This window comes from Bifidobacterium subtile (genome assembly GCF_000741775.1).
Classification (GTDB): domain Bacteria; phylum Actinomycetota; class Actinomycetes; order Actinomycetales; family Bifidobacteriaceae; genus Bifidobacterium; species Bifidobacterium subtile.
In genome coordinates this window covers 1-15,155 of record NZ_JGZR01000011.1, presented here as the reverse complement: position 1 = coordinate 15,155, position 15,155 = coordinate 1, and the positions used below count along the sequence as shown (strand labels likewise).

Sequence of the window (15,155 nt, the reverse complement as noted above, 5' to 3'; positions counted from 1 at the left end):
TTGCGGACGGTTTGCGGCCAGCCAGCCCGACCCAAATCCCCCACCAGCCCAGGCTACTGGACAGATTCGTGCGTTTATGCACGTGGGAACGCAGCAATCCATCCATTATCGGGCTATTCGGCATCGGTACTGGCCGGATTCGTGCGTTACTCCATTGGGAAACGCGAATCCGGCCAGTACCGGCCATCCATCCAGGTGACCGGGCAGTAATCGGCACTACGGAACGCCGAGGTCCATAGCCTATTGGTGCATGGCCTCGGTCTCAAGCACCATATCGACATGGGGAATGCCGTCTTCCAGATAGACCGGCGAAACCGGGGTGAAGCCGAAGGACCCATAGAAGTCCTTGAGCCTGTGCTGCGCCGCTATCTCGATGCCGGTGCCCGGGTAGAGCCGCCATATCTCATCGATTCCCGCGCGCAGCAGCCGGCGCGCCAGCCCGCGGCCGCGAAACTCCTTGACGACAAGCACCCGTCCAAGGCTCATATGCACGCCGTCATCGTGCGGGATAATCCGCGCGTAGGCGACGAGTCGACCGCCGCACCTGAGCATGACGTGCCGAGCGGCGAGATCCCTGTCATCGACCTCCTGATACGGGCAAGTCTGCTCGACCACGAAGACGCGCACTCGCTCGCGCAAGATCTCCACCAGCTGCTCCGCAGCCAAATCGCGCGTGTCGGCGAAGCTCAGCGCGATGCCGTCCGCAGCGTCAGCATCAACATCAGCAGCAGTAGCAGTAGCTTCAGCAGTCTTGTCGTCAGCACCAAGCGTGGATTCAGCCGAGCTTGATGCAAAACGGCTCATCGCATGCGCATCGCCGCGCATCGCTCCATCATTATCGTCAATCGCTTCGGTCATGCCAAACCTTCCCTGACTCCCGTGCCCACGCCCATGCGCGGATGCTGCAAACAGTCCCGATCATAGTAGGCCGGACACAGATGCGACGGAGCATCCGACAATCAGCCGAATGCACGTGTGCGCTGCAGCAACGCCCTTGCAGGAACCACGAGAACACCGCATTGCACCTGTAGCCAAAGCTTGCGGCCGTGGCCCTTGAGCTTCCACCAAGCCCTATTGTCTCCCTCAGCGCAAGGCAGGTTGTGCCGCACGACGCAAGATTGGTTACGCGCAACGCGAGGCTTGTCGCTCAACCCGTCAGCGCAGCGCCCCGACGGCCGATTGCGCGGCGGCGAGCACCTCGCCGCTCATAATCGACGCGGCGACGCCCTCGATCTGCGGCGTGGTCCAGATATCGCGCCTCTCCGGGCCGACCTCGCCTGCGGATTTGCGCACCACCTGATACACAGCAGCACCGGCAGCGCCAGGCTGGTATGGCTTGCGGAAGTCGTACGACCGTGCGGAGCAGATGAGCTCGATGGCCAGCACGCGGGCGAAGGCAGGAATCGAGCGGCGCAGCTTGCGCGCGGCGGCCCACCCCATCGAGACATGGTCCTCCTGCATGGCCGAGCTGGGGATCGAGTCCACGGAGGCCGGCACTGCATTGCGCTTCATCTCGGAAACCATGCCGGCAGCCGTGTACTGGGCGATCATCAGCCCGGAATCCACGCCCGGATCGCCCGCCAGGAACGCCGGCAGCCCGCGATTGCGCGATGTGTCGAGGAAACGGTCGGTGCGCCGTTCGCTGATCGACGCCGCATCGGCCGTGGGAATCGCCAGAAAATCGAGCACATAGGCCAGCGGAGCGCCATGGAAGTTGCCGTTGGACTCAACGCGGCCGTCAAGGGTCACGCAGGGGTTGTCGATGGCCGAGCCAAGCTCGATATTGGCGACCGATGCGGCGTATTCCACCGTGTCGCGGGCCGCGCCGTGCACCTGCGGAGTGCAGCGCAGCGAATACGCATCCTGCACGCGCACGGTCGCACCGGGCCTGCCCGCTTCGATCAGCCCGGAGCCATGCAGCATGGCGGCGATGTTCGCGGCAGCGGCGGCCTGCCCCTTATGCGGGCGCAACGCCTGCAAATCAGCGGCGAACACACGATCATTGCCCAGCATACCTTCCACGCTCATCGCAGCGGCGATGTCGGCGGTCTTGAGCAGCAGCCGCAGATCGGCGATGGCCATGCACAGCATGCCAAGCATGCCATCGGTGCCGTTGACCAGCGCCAGCCCTTCCTTTTCCTTGAAATCCACGGGCGTGATGCCGGCGTCAGCGAGGGCCTTGCCGCCAGACACCTTGCGCCCGGAGGCGTCATAGGCCTCGCCCTCGCCCATAGCCACGAGCGCGCAGGCGGCAAGCGGCGCGAGATCTCCGGAGCAGCCGAGCGAGCCGTATTCGTAGACCACGGGCGTGATGCCGGCGTTGAGCATATCGGCGTAGACCTGCGCGGTTTCAGGGCGCACGCCGGTGCGTCCAGTGCATAGAGTGGACAGCCGCAGCGCAAGCAGCGCACGCACCACTTCGCGCTCGACCTCAGGGCCGGCCCCTGCGGCATGCGAGCGAATCAGGCTCTTCTGCAGCTGCGAGCGCTGCTCGCGCGGTATCGAGGTGGATGCGAGTGCGCCGAAACCAGTGGAGATGCCGTAATGCGGCACCGTGTCGCCAGCCAGGTCTTCGATAATCGCGCGGCTCAGGGCCATCTCGCGTTGGGCCCGCTCGTCGATAGCGACCTTGGCACCGTGCCGCGCCACCGCGATGACGTCCTCCATACTCAATGCGCCGATGCCGACGCTGATTGGCATCTGCTGCTGCGACTGTTCGATGCTCAATGTTCCTCGTTTCCTCATTTTCTCGTGCAGGCCGGTGCACGGCTGGTTAGACCGCGTTGCACCATTGTCCTGCCCAATTGCGCTGCGCGATGCAGGGCAGCCGCACAGGACGATTGCGGCGTGCGACATGCAATATGACCTATCTGCTCTGTGCACAAATATGTGCCGACGCAATACGTCATGCTGTGCAATCCGCACGTGCCTTGTTATGTCTCTGTGCGATATTCTCGCCGAACGCGCGTTGGCGCGATTCGGCATGGCTTGATTTTGTGTCCGAAATATCAGACAGTTAGTCTGTAACGATCATGCGACTTATGAAATGGGACCACTGCAGTGAACGGGACGAACAATGACGCACCGCAACGCAACGCGGCTGCGCAACAATCAGGGCAGCGCCTGCCCGATTCACCGCATGCGCATGGCGTCACGCCGGCGGCCGAGCGCACGCTGGATATTCTCGAATTCATCGCCACGCACGGCGAGACGCGGGCGGCGATGCTCGCGCAGACGCTCGATATCCCTCGTTCGAGCGTCTATCAGCTGCTTGACGTGCTGGAACGCCACGGCTTCGTGACCTGTCTCAAGGACCGGCATACCTACGGCATCGGGCTCAAGACCTTCGAAATGGGGTCAGCCTATTCGCGCCAGCATCGCGTCTCGCGCATCGCCCATCCGGTGCTGGCCAGACTCGTGGACGACACGGGCGAGAACGGCCATCTCGCGGTGCTGCATGGCTCGCAGATCGTCTACGTGCTTGAGGAGCGAGCCGCGGTCCGCCCGCCGCTGGTCTCCGGCGTCGGCGTGCGGCTGCCGAGTCATCTGACCGCCAGCGGCCGGGCCATGCTCGCAGGACTGTCGCAAGCGCAAGTCGATGCGCTCTACCCCAACCGCGCCGCCTTCGTCGATCGCACCGGCGTCGGGCCCAAATCCCCTAGGGACCTGCGCACGCTGCTCAACGCGATACGGCTGACAGGCTTCGCCGAAGAGCATGGCGACGTGACCCCCGGCTTCGATTCCTACGCAGTGGCCGTCCGCGACTACAACGGCTACCCCATCGCCGGACTGGCGCTGACCTTCGTCAGCAATGCTCTGGGCTCCGAGCGACTCGACGCGCTGCGCAATCGGCTGAAACTCGCCGGCGAAGAGCTGTCGCGCGATCTGCAATAAGGCAGACGCGAAACGCATCTGACGGCGCTGCGTGCAGGAGTTATTTGCAGATACTGACAAAAGGTCGACGCCGTGCCCAGAGTTGTGATGCGACCATAGCATTCGGAGCTGTCTTACTTACAGTCCTATCTCCTCGGTGTCGAAGACAATGGTCACGGGGCCGTCGTTGACTAGGGCGATCTGCATGTGCGCGCCGAAGCGGCCCTCCTGCACTGTAAGCCCTTCGGTGCGCAGCGACTCGTTGAACGCCAGCCAGACACGCCTGGCATGGTCAGGCTTTCCAGCTGTCGTGAAGCTGGGACGATTGCCACGCCTGACGTCGGCGAAAAGCGTGAACTGCGAGATCGAGAGCACCTGACCGTTCACGTCATGGATGGAGCGGTTCATTTTGCCCTGTTCGTCCTCGAACACGCGCAGATGCGATATCTTATGCGCGAGCCACGTCACCTCGCGCTCGCCGTCGCTGTCGGCGACCCCTACCAGCAGCACGTATCCGGTGCCGATGGCGGCATGGTAGGGCTGCGCGTCATGCTGGTCTCCGGCGTCGGCGTTGTGCAGATCGGTGCCCTGCATCTCGACGCTTTCGATATCGACGCTAGCTCGGCTGACACGCTGCAAGATGACTTTCATATTCTCACAGCATAGTCGAGGCAATCATTTGGCATATTTGTTCAATTCGGTATATAGTGAAATGTCCGGCCGAAAAGCCGGGTTTGATAATTCAATATGGGGCTGATCGGTTTCGACGGTGACCTGTTCGTCGCAGGGAAGCGTGCCGAGAACGCAGGGTCCGCTCGTGGATGACCCCTGCAAACAATTAAGTGCTAAATCTAATCGCACTGAGTTCGCTCTCGCTGCCTGATTTTTAGTCAGGATTAACCAGTGAGCAGCTGCTCCGTCCACTCCTTCGTGTCTTCGGGGGGATGTTGGGCGTTATAAGAGGACTTGCTTGAAGCGCTGCGCCGCAGGGCGTTTCAGGGACTTTTTCTGCAGCTATGCCCGCCATCGGTCGTCTGCGACACGATGGGAGCAGAAAAATTGCCACACGGCCGGCAGACTACGCACGTAGAAGACTGAGGGTACGGTCATCGGACCGGGGTTCAATTCCCCGCAGCTCCACCAGATGTTCGTTGTTCAAACTGGCAACGAATGAAGTTTGATTTCCCGACTCGCTCTCCGCCTTGCGGCGGAGGGCGAGTTTTTGTATTTCAGGGTCGAAGAGGATATTGAACGGCTCCCCCAATCGCCCCTCGACACGACTGTCGTCCCGCACCCACAGCTTCTCGAAGAACGCCTGATTGCAGGTCCGTCGCAGCGCATCATCCTGACTCATATACAGCTTGTAGCAATTGCCCGCCAAAGTCAGGCAGTCGTCCAGGTGGGCCTTGGCCTGGTCGTATTCCATGTCCCCGGCCTCGATCTGCACCTCCAGGAACGCCAGGCGCCGGCTGATGCGCTCCTGCTCGCTCTTGAGCAGGTCGATGGGGATGGCTCCCGCGTAGTGGGCCTGGAGCAGCTTGCCTCGCTCGTCCAGCAGGTCGCTTCGCTCGGCTTCGTAGGCGTGGCGCTCCCGGCGGGCGATGTCATGCAATTGGTCGAACTCAGAGACGACCAGTTCGCGCAAGGCGACGACGACGTGCTCGGGTATCTCGATGCGCCGGTAGTAGTCCTCGACGGCGGCCTCGATGTCGGGCACGTACATGGAATGCCGCTCGCATTTGGTGCGCTTGGAATGCCGGCCCGAGCACAGGAAATACGGATAGATGATGCCCTGGCTGCCCCTCGCATTGCTCAAGATAAGCCGGGAATCACACTCACCGCAATAAATGCTGCCTTTCAGATAATGGTCGTGGGCCTGCGTCTTCTCCCCGGAGAGGTGATGATCGGTCAGGATCGCCTGGACACGGTACCAGATTTCTTTGGACACCAAGGGCTCGTGCAGGCCGTCGTAGGCCGCGCCCCTGAACGTGACCTGCCCTTTGTAGTAGGGATTGGACAGGATGCGGTGCACCGACGACAGCGCCGGAGCCTTGGCCGGGCGCTTGGGTGTCGGAACGCTGGTCAGGCCCCGGTCGATCAGCTCCTCGCGCAGCGTGATGGTCGAATACCGTCCGGTCGCGTACGCCTCGAACGCCCACTTGATCAGCGGCGCCCGCTCCGGGTCGAGCTCGACCCCGCGTATCTCGCGTCCCAGCTCGTCGCGCTTGCGCACGTTGAGATAGCCGACCGGGGCCTTGCCCGAGGTGCCGCCGGTGACCGCCTTCTGCGTCATGCCCTTGGACACCTCAGTAGCCAGATTGCGGCTGTAGAACTCGGCGATCGAGGACATGATGCCGTGCACCAACAGCCCCGAGGGCGTCTCATCGATGTTCTCGGTCACCGACACCAGCGTGACCCCGGCCTCCTTCAACGCAAGATGGATGGTCACGTCGTCGGCCCGGTTGCGGGCCAGCCGGTCGATCTTGTGCACGATGCAGTACGTGACATCGTTGGCCTTGACGTATTCGATCATGCGCAGCAGCTCGGGCCGGTCGGCCTTGCGCGCCGACTCGCCGGCGTCCACGAACTCCTCGACGATGATGGCGTCCAGCTCGCGGGCCTTGCGCAGGTTCGCCTGCCGCTGCGCCGGGATCGAGAAGCCCTCCTGTCGGCCGCCGCGCTCGGCCTGCTCCTTGGTCGAGACGCGCAGATACGAGACCGCCAACGCCGTGGTCTGGCGCGAGGGGGCTTCGGTCGCGGGGTTCTGTGTGATGGTCATGATCGTGTTTCCTTACCCAACGATGGGGCCGACGCAGGCGGCGGCAACCGCTCGCGCGGTGCGACTCGTTAGGAAACATGACCCGGAACCCGTCCCGCAGGAGGGGTTCCTTCGTAATGCCCGAAGGCTCAACATGACTGCGCACCGCGGTCGCACTCGAAAGCACGACCGCTGGCTTGTATGTTCTCCTATTCTACCGGGTCATCCGGACGCGCACCAGCGTTCGGATGACCCGGTTCCTGCGCGTCGCGTTCGGCCTTGGCCCGTTGCATGGCCAGGCCGATGATGACCTGGGCGAGCTTGTGCAGGTCCGGTTCCTCGCGCAGCTGCGCCTCAATCCGGTAGTCGCGCATCCGCGCCGGCGGGGTCCTGCGTCCTTTGCTGCGTTTGCGGCTCATTGCACTTCTCCCGTCTCCGGGTCCGCTCCCGCGTAGAACCGGTCCTCGGCGGCCTGACGTTTGGCGACCTCGTCGATGATGAAGTCCACGAAGTCCTGGTCGCGGTTGACGATGGTGGTCTCCTCGACCGGCGGGGCGGGCCGTTCTCCGGGCCAGCTGGTCTGGCGGGTCGGCCGGTCCCGGTCCAGCCGGGTGCCGCTGGTGGCGACCCACTCGCGCAGCCGGGTGCGCGCGTCGGCGAAGTCACGGTGCCAACCCAAGGGGGCGGCGGCGTTCTGCTCGGGGTCGTAGGCGGCCAGCCAGCTCAGATGGAGGGCGGAGAGCTCCCAGAGCAGTTCGGGGTGCCGGTGCCACATCGGCGGGATCACGCTGGCGGGAAGCCCGTAGGTGTGGCGCAGCCAGTCCACCCACCGGTTCAGCTCCAGCAGCTCCGCCTCCAGGTCGGTGGCGGACAGCAGGTTCCAGTTGATGGGGTGCGGGGGCTCGGGCAGGTCGGGACGGGCGTCGAAGGTGGAGGGCTCGGGGCTGTCCGCGTAGTCCTGCCCGTCGGCTTCTTCGGGGTTGGTGTCGGGCGTGTAGTCGTCCTCGCTCATGATGCGCCCCCTCACAGTCCGATGGCCGGGCTTGGGTGCTCGGCGCGCTGGGAGGGCGCGTCACGAGCAACGCCCTGCTGGGCGACGGTGTTCTGTCGGGGTGTGCGGTCGACTTCGTAGCGGGTGCGGGCCATGTCGTGGCCGATGCGGGTGGCGACGAACTCCTCTCCGGCGAAGCGCTGGCCGTCGCGTTCGTAGGAGTAGTCGCGCACCCGACCGTTGGCGATGATGCTGTCGCCCTTGGCCAGCCGGTCGTGGCCCTGTTCGGCGGTGGCCTTGAACGCCACCAGGTCGTGGAACGTGGTCTCCAGCTTCGTGAACGTCTGGTCGTCCTCGCGCCGGTAGTGCTCGATGCCGAGCTTGAAGTAGAGCCGGGCGTCGCCCTTCTCCGTGTAGGACAGCTGCGGGTCGGAGGCCACGAAACCGGCCACCGCCTGCTGGGTCTGAATCCTTGCCATGAGCGTTGCTCCCTATCTGGTCATGCAGCCCGTTCTTCGGGCTGCTGTGCCAGACAGGTAGGTCGATGCGACCCGGACGCTCAGCCCTGCCGCAGGAGCGCTTCTATTGCGGTCCGGTCGACGGTCAGCTGTCGCGCGTCGGGGCGTGTGTGCCATGCCCGCAGGTCGGTGATGATGGGCGGGGCGGAACGCAGCAGCACGATGCCGGTGCCGAAGGGCAGGCGGCGGATGCGGTCGGGCGGCAGGATCGGCACCCGACGTATCGAGCGCTGGTTCGACCTAGAGCCGTGGTCGCCCAGGGTCACGGAATCGGTGGTTTCGTCGCGTTCCCCGATGAGATTCGAGATGTCCTGGAGGTCGCGCGAGCCGGATGCGCCGCCCAGGATGACCTTGACGATGGCCGCGTCCCAGATCGCGCTGGCCTGGTGCTCGTTCCACCGGTCCCTGGCCTGCGAGAGGGACTGCAAGACGGGCATGGTCGTGATCCCGGAACCGCCGCCCTCCGCCATCAATGTGGGCAGGGACGGCAAGGGGCTGAGGTTGGCGATCTCGTCCAAGGCGAGCAGCAGGGGCGGGTCGAGCCGGGCGCCGGGCAAACGCGCCGCCATGCGCCGTGCCGTCTCGATCAAATCCTCCACCAGGGCGGCCACGAGGGCGGCGGAGGCCCCGGCCCCGCTGCCGGTCGCCAGCAGGAACAGGGTGCCGCGTTCCCGGATGAAGGTCTCGGGATCAAAGCTCTCGCCCGGCCCGGGCGACACGGCATTAAGGACTCTGGGGTCGGCCAGTGAGCCGAGGGCGAGGGAGACGCCTTGCCAGATGGAATCCCTTGTTCTGGGGTCGGAGTCGATCATGGCCTGCAAGGACTCCGCCCACCCCGTCGCCGCGCCCGGTGCTGCGTTCAGGATCGCCACGGCGTCGGCGGCCGCCACCGGGTCCAGGGTCCAGCGGAACAGTTCGGCCGGGCTGCGCTGGTCGATGGCCGCCGCATGCAATAGGGCTTGCAAGGCGGTGCGAGTCTTGCCTTCCCAGAAGCCGCCGGAGTCTACGCCGCCCGAGGAGAGTCCTGTTCCTGCGGCCAGGCCGGTGGCGCGGATCATCGCGGTCTGCGGGCTCTCGCATCCCCGGATGGGCGACCAGCGCATCCCGGAGGGTAGGCCCTTGGCCAGATGCTGGGGGTCGAAGATCGCCACCGGCCCGATCCTGGCTCTGGCGCGCATGGTGGCGGTGAGATTGTCGGGGCGGGTCGAAGTGCACACCACTGCGCCCGGCGCGTCCAATATCGCCGGGATCACGAGGTGGAGTCCTTTGCCGGAGCGGGGCGGGCCGATGACCATGATCGAGTCCTCCACACTCGCCCACACGCCCGCGCCCCTCGACCTGCCCAGCAGATAGCCCACATCCCGTGGCTTCGGCGAGTCCAGGCTCGGGCGCAGGCTGGCGGCGCGTTTCAGCAACGCCCTCGTGGAGGCGGTGGCGGTGATGTCACCTCGGGTGGCGACGCCGGCCATGCGCCGCGGATCGGCCTCCACCGCACTGGTGAACCGGCGCACCCGCAGCCAGATGAATATCGCCGCAGTGCCGATGAGGGTCAGCATGAGACCCGTGACCACCCAGTAGACGACCGCGTTCAGCTCGGCTGCGCCGAGGGCGGTGCCGGGGTCCGTGGGATGAAGCAGCACCCGGATGCCGGAGGCGGGCCCGCCAGTCGGCTGCGGAATGCGAGTAATCCATGCCGCGGCGGAGCCGGCCCCGCGCAGGACAAGCGCGAAACCCGCGAGGGCGAGCAGGCCGATGATGGCCGCGTTGGTCAGTTCGTCGCCCATCGACCCCGAACGCTGCGGCTGGCTCACCGGAGCCGCCTGACCGCCAGCGTGCCCGACACCCGGCCCACCAGCACCACCTCGGTGACCCCGGGATGCTCCGTCGGGTCGATGAGCGCCTGCACGGTCCCGTCCTTGCCGGCGTCAATATGCCCGGTGATGGGGGCGATGGCGATGTCTTCGCCGGGAACGAACCCCTCCGCGCGCATCTCAGTGAGCTGCGGGTCGGGTGCGGCGTGCCGCGGCTTCGGCGTTGCGGCCGGCTCGTGGTGGCGGGGCTCTGGTTGGGCTGGGAACAGGTCGGTGAACGAGGTGCCGTCGGTCTCGTGCACCTCCACCCACACCGGGACCGTCCGCCGCTCGGAAGCAGCCTCGATGATCTCGGGCAGCGAGGAGCGCCGCCACGTCGAGTGCGCGGGCGGCGGCAGCACGGTCCCGTCCCGGGTGACGGTGATCGTGCCGTTGCGATGGACGGTCAGGACGACGAGGGGAATCGTGACGGGCGTGGATGATGCAGGCTGGTTCTTCATACCCGGCAGGTACGCGAGCGACTGCCAGAGCGCTGGGTTACGGGCCGGTCGGTGCGTGCGCAGGTGGTCGGGTCTGGTTCGACATCTAGAATTTGAGCATGCTCGACTGGGACCATAACGCCTACTACCACAGCCTGCTGCTGCGGTATTTGCCGGCGGGTTCCAGGCGGGTGCTGGACGTGGGGTGAGGCGCGGGCATGTTCGCTGGAGAGCTGGCGGAACGAGTGCAGACGGTCGACGCCATTGACCGTTCGCCTGAGATGATCGAGCGTGCGCAAGCCAGCACACCAGGCAACGTCCGCTGCATTCTCGGCGACGTGGCATCTGTCCAGCTGCCTGCCGACGAATACGATGCGGTGTTCTCCATCAGCGCGCTGCACCATATGGACTTGGAGATCGTCCTGCCCAGGATTGCAGCATGTCTGCGCCCGGGCGGAGTGCTTGCCGCGATCGCCCTGCCGCGCAGGGATCTCACTCATGAGCTTCCCGCCGAAATAGCCGCAGCCATCGGCCACCGACTGCTGGGGGCCATGTTTACGATCCGCAGACGACTCGGCTTGGAGCGCGGCTTCCCGAAAGGCACAGAATCGGAGGCCATGCCCGTTGTCATGGACCCGCCGTTGACCACGCGGCAGGTCGCGTCGCTGGCGGGCAGAGTTCTGCCCGGCTCGCAGGTGAAACGCCTTGTCTACTGGCGCTATCTGATGGTCTGGCGCAAACCCGTCAACGAGCACCCGTAGTTCTAGCCCATGCGGCTGGTGGTGTCGAAGAGGGCGAGTTCGTTGGGGTGCATCTGGTGCTGGACGACGAAGGACCTGTCTTTGATGCGCCACAGGCCCTGCCCGGTCGAGAGGGTGGGCAGGAGCTTCTGTTCGGTGCCAGTCAGGCCGAGGGTGGTGGCGGTGATGCCGAGCTGGTCGGATTCCTGCCGGTAGATGATGCGCGTCTCCGCGTTCGCCAAGAGACTCGTGGCCAGCGCCCGGTTGGCGGAGCCCAGGTCGCCGACGGTGTCCAGGTCGGTGAGCTTGTGGAAGACGAGCATGTTCGCGATCCCGTAATGGCGTGCCAATCGCCATTGGGCGTCCATGCGGCGCAGCAAAGCGGGGTGGCTCATGAGCCGCCAGGCTTCGTCGTAGATCATCCACCGCTGCCCGCCGTCCGGGTCGAGCAATGCGGCTTCCATCCACGCGGACGCGCAGGTCATGAGCACCGACAACAAGGCGGTGTTCTCCGCGACCTGCGACAAATCCAGGGAGATCATGGGCAGTGAGGGGTCGAACGCGATGGTGGAGGGCCCGTCGAACAGTCCCGCCAGGTCGCCGGCGACGAGGCGGCGCAGGGCGTGCGCGACGAAGCGCCCGTCTTCGGCGAGGCGTCCGTCGTCGCCGTGGGGGTCGGGGGTGAAGAGCCGGTCGACGACCATGGGCAGGATCGGCACCGTGTTCTCCCGGACGGTGGCGGTCAGGGCCGCGTCCAGGGCGGTGTGTTCCAACGGGGTGAGGGGCCTGCCGAGGACGGTTTCGGCGAGGGCTCCGAGGAGGTCGCGGCGCCGGGAGGCGACGGTGGACGCCCACGCCTCATCACTCAATCCTGCGGGCCGGTGGCCCTCGTCCAAGGGGTTGAGTCTGGTGGTGAGGCCGTGGCCGAGGATGATGGCCCGCCCTCCCACGGCCTGGGCGACGGGGGTGTGCTCGCCTTTGGGGTCGCAGGGAATGTAGACGCGCCGTCCGAACGGCAGCGACCTCGTGTAGAGGCTTTTGGCGAGGGAGGATTTGCCGGAGCCGACGATGCCGGCGACGATGAGGTTGGGCGCGGTGATGACGCCCTGCTTGTACAGCTGCCACGGGTCGTACACGAACGAGCCGCCCGAGTAGAGGTCGGCGCCGACGAACACGCCGTCCGCGCCCAATCCTCCTTCGGCGAGGAACGGGTACTGGCCCGCCAGCACGGCCGAGGTGTCCTGATGGCGGGGCAGGCGGAAACGGCCCGGGCTGCGCAGCATCGCGGGCCCGGGCTCGCCGGCCTTGGGCAGGTAGCGGGTGGCGTTGCGTTCGGCCCGCTCCGCCTCACGACGTTCCCGCGTGGCGTCCTGTTCGGCGCGGCGCTGCTGGGCTTGCAGGTTCGCGGCGGCTTGGCGGCGCTGCTTGCGCAGTTTGCGCTTCTCGTGTGCGGGCGAGACGAGGACGGTGGTGTGCAGCTTCTCCTCGCTCATAGCCCCAGCCCCCGAGGAGTGTCGGACGCCGGCCGGCGCGTCGGCTCATAGGGAGTGACGGCCCGTGTCCGGCGGGGCGGCGGCTCCGGCTGGGGTTCGGGCGGAGATGCCGTCTCCTCGGCCGCATCAATTTCGGGGTGGCGGTGGAGGGCGACGTGGCCCATGAACGGGTTATACGTCAGCGTGTACTCGCCGGATTCGGCGGTCCTGTCGAGCACCCCAGCCGGGATCGCATCCCGGACATCCCCGTTGACGATGGCGGCGCTGTCGGTCTCCTGTCCATAGTCCCAATGCGCCAGATGCTCCACCGCCGCATCGACGCCATCAGTCTGGATGATGTCGAGCACCTGGTCGGCCTCTTCGCCTTGCAGGAAGACGACGGTGACCCACCGCCGCTCCAGCACCACGCTGGAATCGGTGTCTGGCGCGGGCTCGCGGTGCCAGGCGACGCGGCCGGCCGCGCTGAATCCCTCGGCCAGCCGGTCATACGACTGGTCGAGCAGCCGGGCCGCCCGGCGCAATTGCTCGGCGGCGTCCAGCGCGTAGCGGACGCCGGTCTCGTGGCTGCCCGCATCGTCAAACGCGAACGACACGCGGGTTTCGTGGTTGGCGGCGACCTGCTCGACGATCTGGTGGAGGTGGCGGATACTGGCGGACAGCTCGCCCAGCACCCGGTACATGTCCGCCGGCCGAGCGAACACGCCGCTGGCGCGCGCGAGGCCGCGCAGGGCTTCGGACGCCTCCGCGGCATCGGCAATGGGGTCGTGGAACGTAGGCATGATGTCTCCCTAGATGGTTCTGGCGAGTGGGAGGGCTGCGGCGGTGAACGCCTGGGCCTGCTGGCCCACCAGCCGCCGGGTCTCGCAGCTCGCTTGGATGGCGGCCTGCTCGATCGCCGCAACCGCAGACTCCAGCTCGCTCTCGCTGGGTGCGCTGATGGAGATGAGACCGGAGTATCGGAGTACGCCGTGGCCGGCGGTGAGCTCGGATTCCTGTTGGAGCACGTCGTGGTATTCGGCCGTCTGGGAGGCGTCCTCTATCTGGCCGATCCTGGCCCTTTGGGTGGCGTCGGAGATGTACTCGACCTTCTTCTTCCTGATGTCCCGCGCCGCGATGTCCGAGCGCAGGGGCGTGTAGAGCAGGCTGAGGGAGCGCTGGATGCCGCTCGACAGCGCCACGGGCGCCAGGAACCCGGGATAGACGAGGGAGCGCGGCCATTCGCTGATCCACAGCACGCAATGGTGGGCGGAGTCGGTGCGCAGACCGCCCCAGGTCTCGGTGACGGCGACCGGGCCGGCCGTGGCCAGCTCGCGCCCGATGGACCCGTGGCGCTCCAGGGCGGCGGCGATGGCGGGGTCGTAGGAGGAGCGCAGGATCACCGCCACGTCCCCGGCGGTCAGCCATCCCGACGGGTTCAAGTCCGCGGACCTGAGTGCGGTGGTCAGCGTCCCCATCTCCTGACGCAGCACGGCCGCGGCGCCTTTGATGCCACCGCCGGCGGTCCTGATCTGCCGGGCCGCCGCCCGCATGTTCAACGCCAGGCTGATCGTCGTGGCGTGGCGTTCCCCGGCGGGGCCAGCCCGCTCGATCAGCTCCGCGTAGGTGGTGGAGGCCCAGGACTGGTCGTGGGTGCCGTGCTGGGCCCACCATTCGGCCAGCCCGGTCCCCGAATCCGGCAAAGTGCGCTCCAAGATTTGCACGGTGGCGATGCGCCCGGAGCGGCACGCGGTCGCGAGCACCCGGCCCCAGGTGGTGACGCGGCGTTCCTGCTCGCCCGGGTCGAGCAAAATGAACGCGGGATGCGACACCTCGCAGATGGCGGTCAGCGTGGTCCCGTGGGGGTCGTGGATCATGCACGCCCCGCTCGCGGGGTCGGTGTACTCGCGCAGTCGGGCCATGTCGCCCGGCAGGGCCAGCGTGCCCTCGGGGCGCGGCGTGACGATCCGGCGCCGGTAGAGCAGCTGCCCGCCGGTGGTCTTCCACAACCACCAGAAGCCGACCGGCAGCCACTCCACCAGGGGCCGGCCCGCGACGGGTATCCAGGTCAGGGCGACGCAGGCCGCCCAGATGGGCGCGGTGTAGGCCAGCATCATGCCCCCGCCCGCGTACACCGCGGTCACGATCGTCGCCACCGCCACAGCCAGCACCGTCAGCTGGGATGCCGAGAGGCCCAGGAGGATGCCTCTGCGGGTCAGGCGGGAGAACTTCACCGGCACCAGCTCGGTGGACGGCGTGCTGTCGCTGCTGCTCATGGTCTTACTCCTTCGAGGGCGGGGTGCGTGGGACGGGCGGTGTGGGTGGCGGCGGCTCGCTGCCACGCGACGCACTCGGACTGCCCGATGAAGACGGAGGCGTCGATGGGGCCGACGGTGGGGCGGACGATGACGGTGCCGCTGAGGGTGCGCGTGTGGGCGCGTTCGACGGCGGCGACGCAGGTGGCGGCGTGCTGCCGGTCTGGTTGGCGGCATCGGCGGTCTGCTCGGCCTGTCCGG

General features: G+C 66.4%; 14 protein-coding genes, 1 other RNA gene and 1 pseudogene. 4 read left to right on the top strand and 12 right to left on the bottom strand.

The features are described from left to right. Positions 1–240: 240 nt before the first annotated feature. Positions 241–858, bottom strand: a complete 618-nt coding sequence (locus BISU_RS09495; protein WP_202805588.1) for a GNAT family N-acetyltransferase — start codon at positions 856–858, stop codon at positions 241–243. A gap of 297 nt (positions 859–1,155) precedes the next feature. Continuing rightward, the gene (hutH, locus tag BISU_RS09490; protein ID WP_033503019.1) at positions 1,156–2,700 is read right to left on the bottom strand and encodes a histidine ammonia-lyase; all 1,545 of its coding nucleotides are present in this window, start codon (positions 2,698–2,700) and stop codon (positions 1,156–1,158) included. A gap of 360 nt (positions 2,701–3,060) precedes the next feature. On the opposite strand from hutH, the gene BISU_RS09485 reads away from it, so the two are divergent. Further along, a complete protein-coding gene (locus BISU_RS09485; RefSeq protein ID WP_226839149.1) occupies positions 3,061–3,894 on the top strand; it encodes an IclR family transcriptional regulator in 834 nt (277 codons plus the stop codon). A 117-nt stretch (positions 3,895–4,011) separates the two neighbouring features. Here the strand turns inward: BISU_RS09485 and dtd are convergent, their stop codons facing one another. After that, positions 4,012–4,524 (bottom strand): D-aminoacyl-tRNA deacylase, encoded by a 513-nt coding sequence (gene dtd, locus BISU_RS09480; protein ID WP_024463525.1) that lies wholly within the window; start codon positions 4,522–4,524, stop codon positions 4,012–4,014. A gap of 98 nt (positions 4,525–4,622) precedes the next feature. Between dtd and ssrA the strand changes: the two genes are divergently transcribed. Beyond that, positions 4,623–5,016, top strand: a transfer-messenger RNA (tmRNA) gene (gene ssrA / locus BISU_RS12180). Between the two features lie 595 nt (positions 5,017–5,611). On the opposite strand, the pseudogene BISU_RS13600 reads toward ssrA, so the two are convergent. The 6 genes and pseudogenes from BISU_RS13600 to BISU_RS09455 all read right to left on the bottom strand — a co-directional run. Then, a pseudogene (locus BISU_RS13600) lies at positions 5,612–6,652 on the bottom strand (recombinase family protein); the annotation flags it as partial. Between the two features lie 188 nt (positions 6,653–6,840). Beyond that, positions 6,841–7,050: a hypothetical protein gene (locus BISU_RS12610; protein WP_033502970.1), complete on the bottom strand. Its 210-nt coding sequence runs from the start codon at positions 7,048–7,050 to the stop codon at positions 6,841–6,843. Next, complete coding sequence (locus tag BISU_RS09470; RefSeq protein WP_024463527.1) at positions 7,047–7,643, bottom strand: hypothetical protein; 597 nt, start codon at positions 7,641–7,643, stop codon at positions 7,047–7,049. The genes BISU_RS12610 and BISU_RS09470 overlap by 4 nt, the downstream gene beginning before the upstream one ends. An 11-nt stretch (positions 7,644–7,654) precedes the next feature. Next, positions 7,655–8,101, bottom strand: coding sequence for a single-stranded DNA-binding protein (locus BISU_RS09465; RefSeq protein ID WP_033502969.1), 447 nt, complete (start codon positions 8,099–8,101; stop codon positions 7,655–7,657). A gap of 80 nt (positions 8,102–8,181) precedes the next feature. Beyond that, entirely contained in the window at positions 8,182–9,924 is a 1,743-nt protein-coding gene (locus BISU_RS09460; RefSeq protein ID WP_177170069.1) for a type IV secretory system conjugative DNA transfer family protein, read from the bottom strand. A 23-nt stretch (positions 9,925–9,947) separates the two neighbouring features. Continuing rightward, positions 9,948–10,451 (bottom strand): hypothetical protein, encoded by a 504-nt coding sequence (locus BISU_RS09455; protein ID WP_033502968.1) that lies wholly within the window; start codon positions 10,449–10,451, stop codon positions 9,948–9,950. A 197-nt stretch (positions 10,452–10,648) separates the two neighbouring features. Here BISU_RS09455 and BISU_RS09450 point away from each other — a divergent pair, with 197 nt between their 5' ends. Then, positions 10,649–11,191: a class I SAM-dependent methyltransferase gene (locus BISU_RS09450; RefSeq protein ID WP_202805587.1), complete on the top strand. Its 543-nt coding sequence runs from the start codon at positions 10,649–10,651 to the stop codon at positions 11,189–11,191. 2 nt (positions 11,192–11,193) lie between these two features. Here BISU_RS09450 and BISU_RS09445 read toward each other — a convergent pair whose 3' ends face one another. The 3 genes from BISU_RS09445 to BISU_RS09435 are packed head-to-tail and all read right to left on the bottom strand — an operon-like array spanning position 11,194 to position 14,915. Beyond that, positions 11,194–12,663 carry an ATP-binding protein gene (locus BISU_RS09445; protein WP_024463531.1) on the bottom strand — a complete coding sequence of 490 codons (1,470 nt, stop codon included), beginning with the start codon at positions 12,661–12,663 and terminating at the stop codon, positions 11,194–11,196. After that, on the bottom strand, positions 12,660–13,442 hold the full coding sequence (locus BISU_RS09440; RefSeq protein ID WP_024463532.1) for a hypothetical protein: 783 nt from the start codon (positions 13,440–13,442) through the stop codon (positions 12,660–12,662). Before BISU_RS09440 ends, BISU_RS09445 begins: the two co-directional genes overlap by 4 nt. 9 nt (positions 13,443–13,451) lie before the next feature. Beyond that, positions 13,452–14,915 (bottom strand): SCO6880 family protein, encoded by a 1,464-nt coding sequence (locus tag BISU_RS09435; RefSeq protein WP_024463533.1) that lies wholly within the window; start codon positions 14,913–14,915, stop codon positions 13,452–13,454. 41 nt (positions 14,916–14,956) lie between these two features. Between BISU_RS09435 and BISU_RS13235 the strand changes: the two genes are divergently transcribed. Next, positions 14,957–15,155: hypothetical protein (locus BISU_RS13235; protein WP_034533059.1), on the top strand; the 199-nt coding region annotated here is incomplete at its 3' end.

What these genes read in the sequence shown, in the direction of transcription:
- BISU_RS09455 (WP_033502968.1), bottom strand. Translation starts at nt 10,451, where the DNA reads ATGAAGAACCAGCCTGCATCATCCACGCCCGTCACGATTCCCCTCGTC.
- BISU_RS09435 (WP_024463533.1), bottom strand. Translation starts at nt 14,915, where the DNA reads ATGAGCAGCAGCGACAGCACGCCGTCCACCGAGCTGGTGCCGGTGAAG.
- hutH (WP_033503019.1), bottom strand. Translation starts at nt 2,700, where the DNA reads ATGCCAATCAGCGTCGGCATCGGCGCATTGAGTATGGAGGACGTCATC.
- BISU_RS09470 (WP_024463527.1), bottom strand. Translation starts at nt 7,643, where the DNA reads ATGAGCGAGGACGACTACACGCCCGACACCAACCCCGAAGAAGCCGAC.
- BISU_RS12610 (WP_033502970.1), bottom strand. Translation starts at nt 7,050, where the DNA reads ATGAGCCGCAAACGCAGCAAAGGACGCAGGACCCCGCCGGCGCGGATG.
- BISU_RS09440 (WP_024463532.1), bottom strand. Translation starts at nt 13,442, where the DNA reads ATGCCTACGTTCCACGACCCCATTGCCGATGCCGCGGAGGCGTCCGAA.
- BISU_RS09495 (WP_202805588.1), bottom strand. Translation starts at nt 858, where the DNA reads ATGACCGAAGCGATTGACGATAATGATGGAGCGATGCGCGGCGATGCG.
- BISU_RS09460 (WP_177170069.1), bottom strand. Translation starts at nt 9,924, where the DNA reads ATGGGCGACGAACTGACCAACGCGGCCATCATCGGCCTGCTCGCCCTC.
- dtd (WP_024463525.1), bottom strand. Translation starts at nt 4,524, where the DNA reads ATGAAAGTCATCTTGCAGCGTGTCAGCCGAGCTAGCGTCGATATCGAA.
- BISU_RS09445 (WP_024463531.1), bottom strand. Translation starts at nt 12,663, where the DNA reads ATGAGCGAGGAGAAGCTGCACACCACCGTCCTCGTCTCGCCCGCACAC.
- BISU_RS09450 (WP_202805587.1), top strand. Translation starts at nt 10,649, where the DNA reads ATGTTCGCTGGAGAGCTGGCGGAACGAGTGCAGACGGTCGACGCCATT.
- BISU_RS09465 (WP_033502969.1), bottom strand. Translation starts at nt 8,101, where the DNA reads ATGGCAAGGATTCAGACCCAGCAGGCGGTGGCCGGTTTCGTGGCCTCC.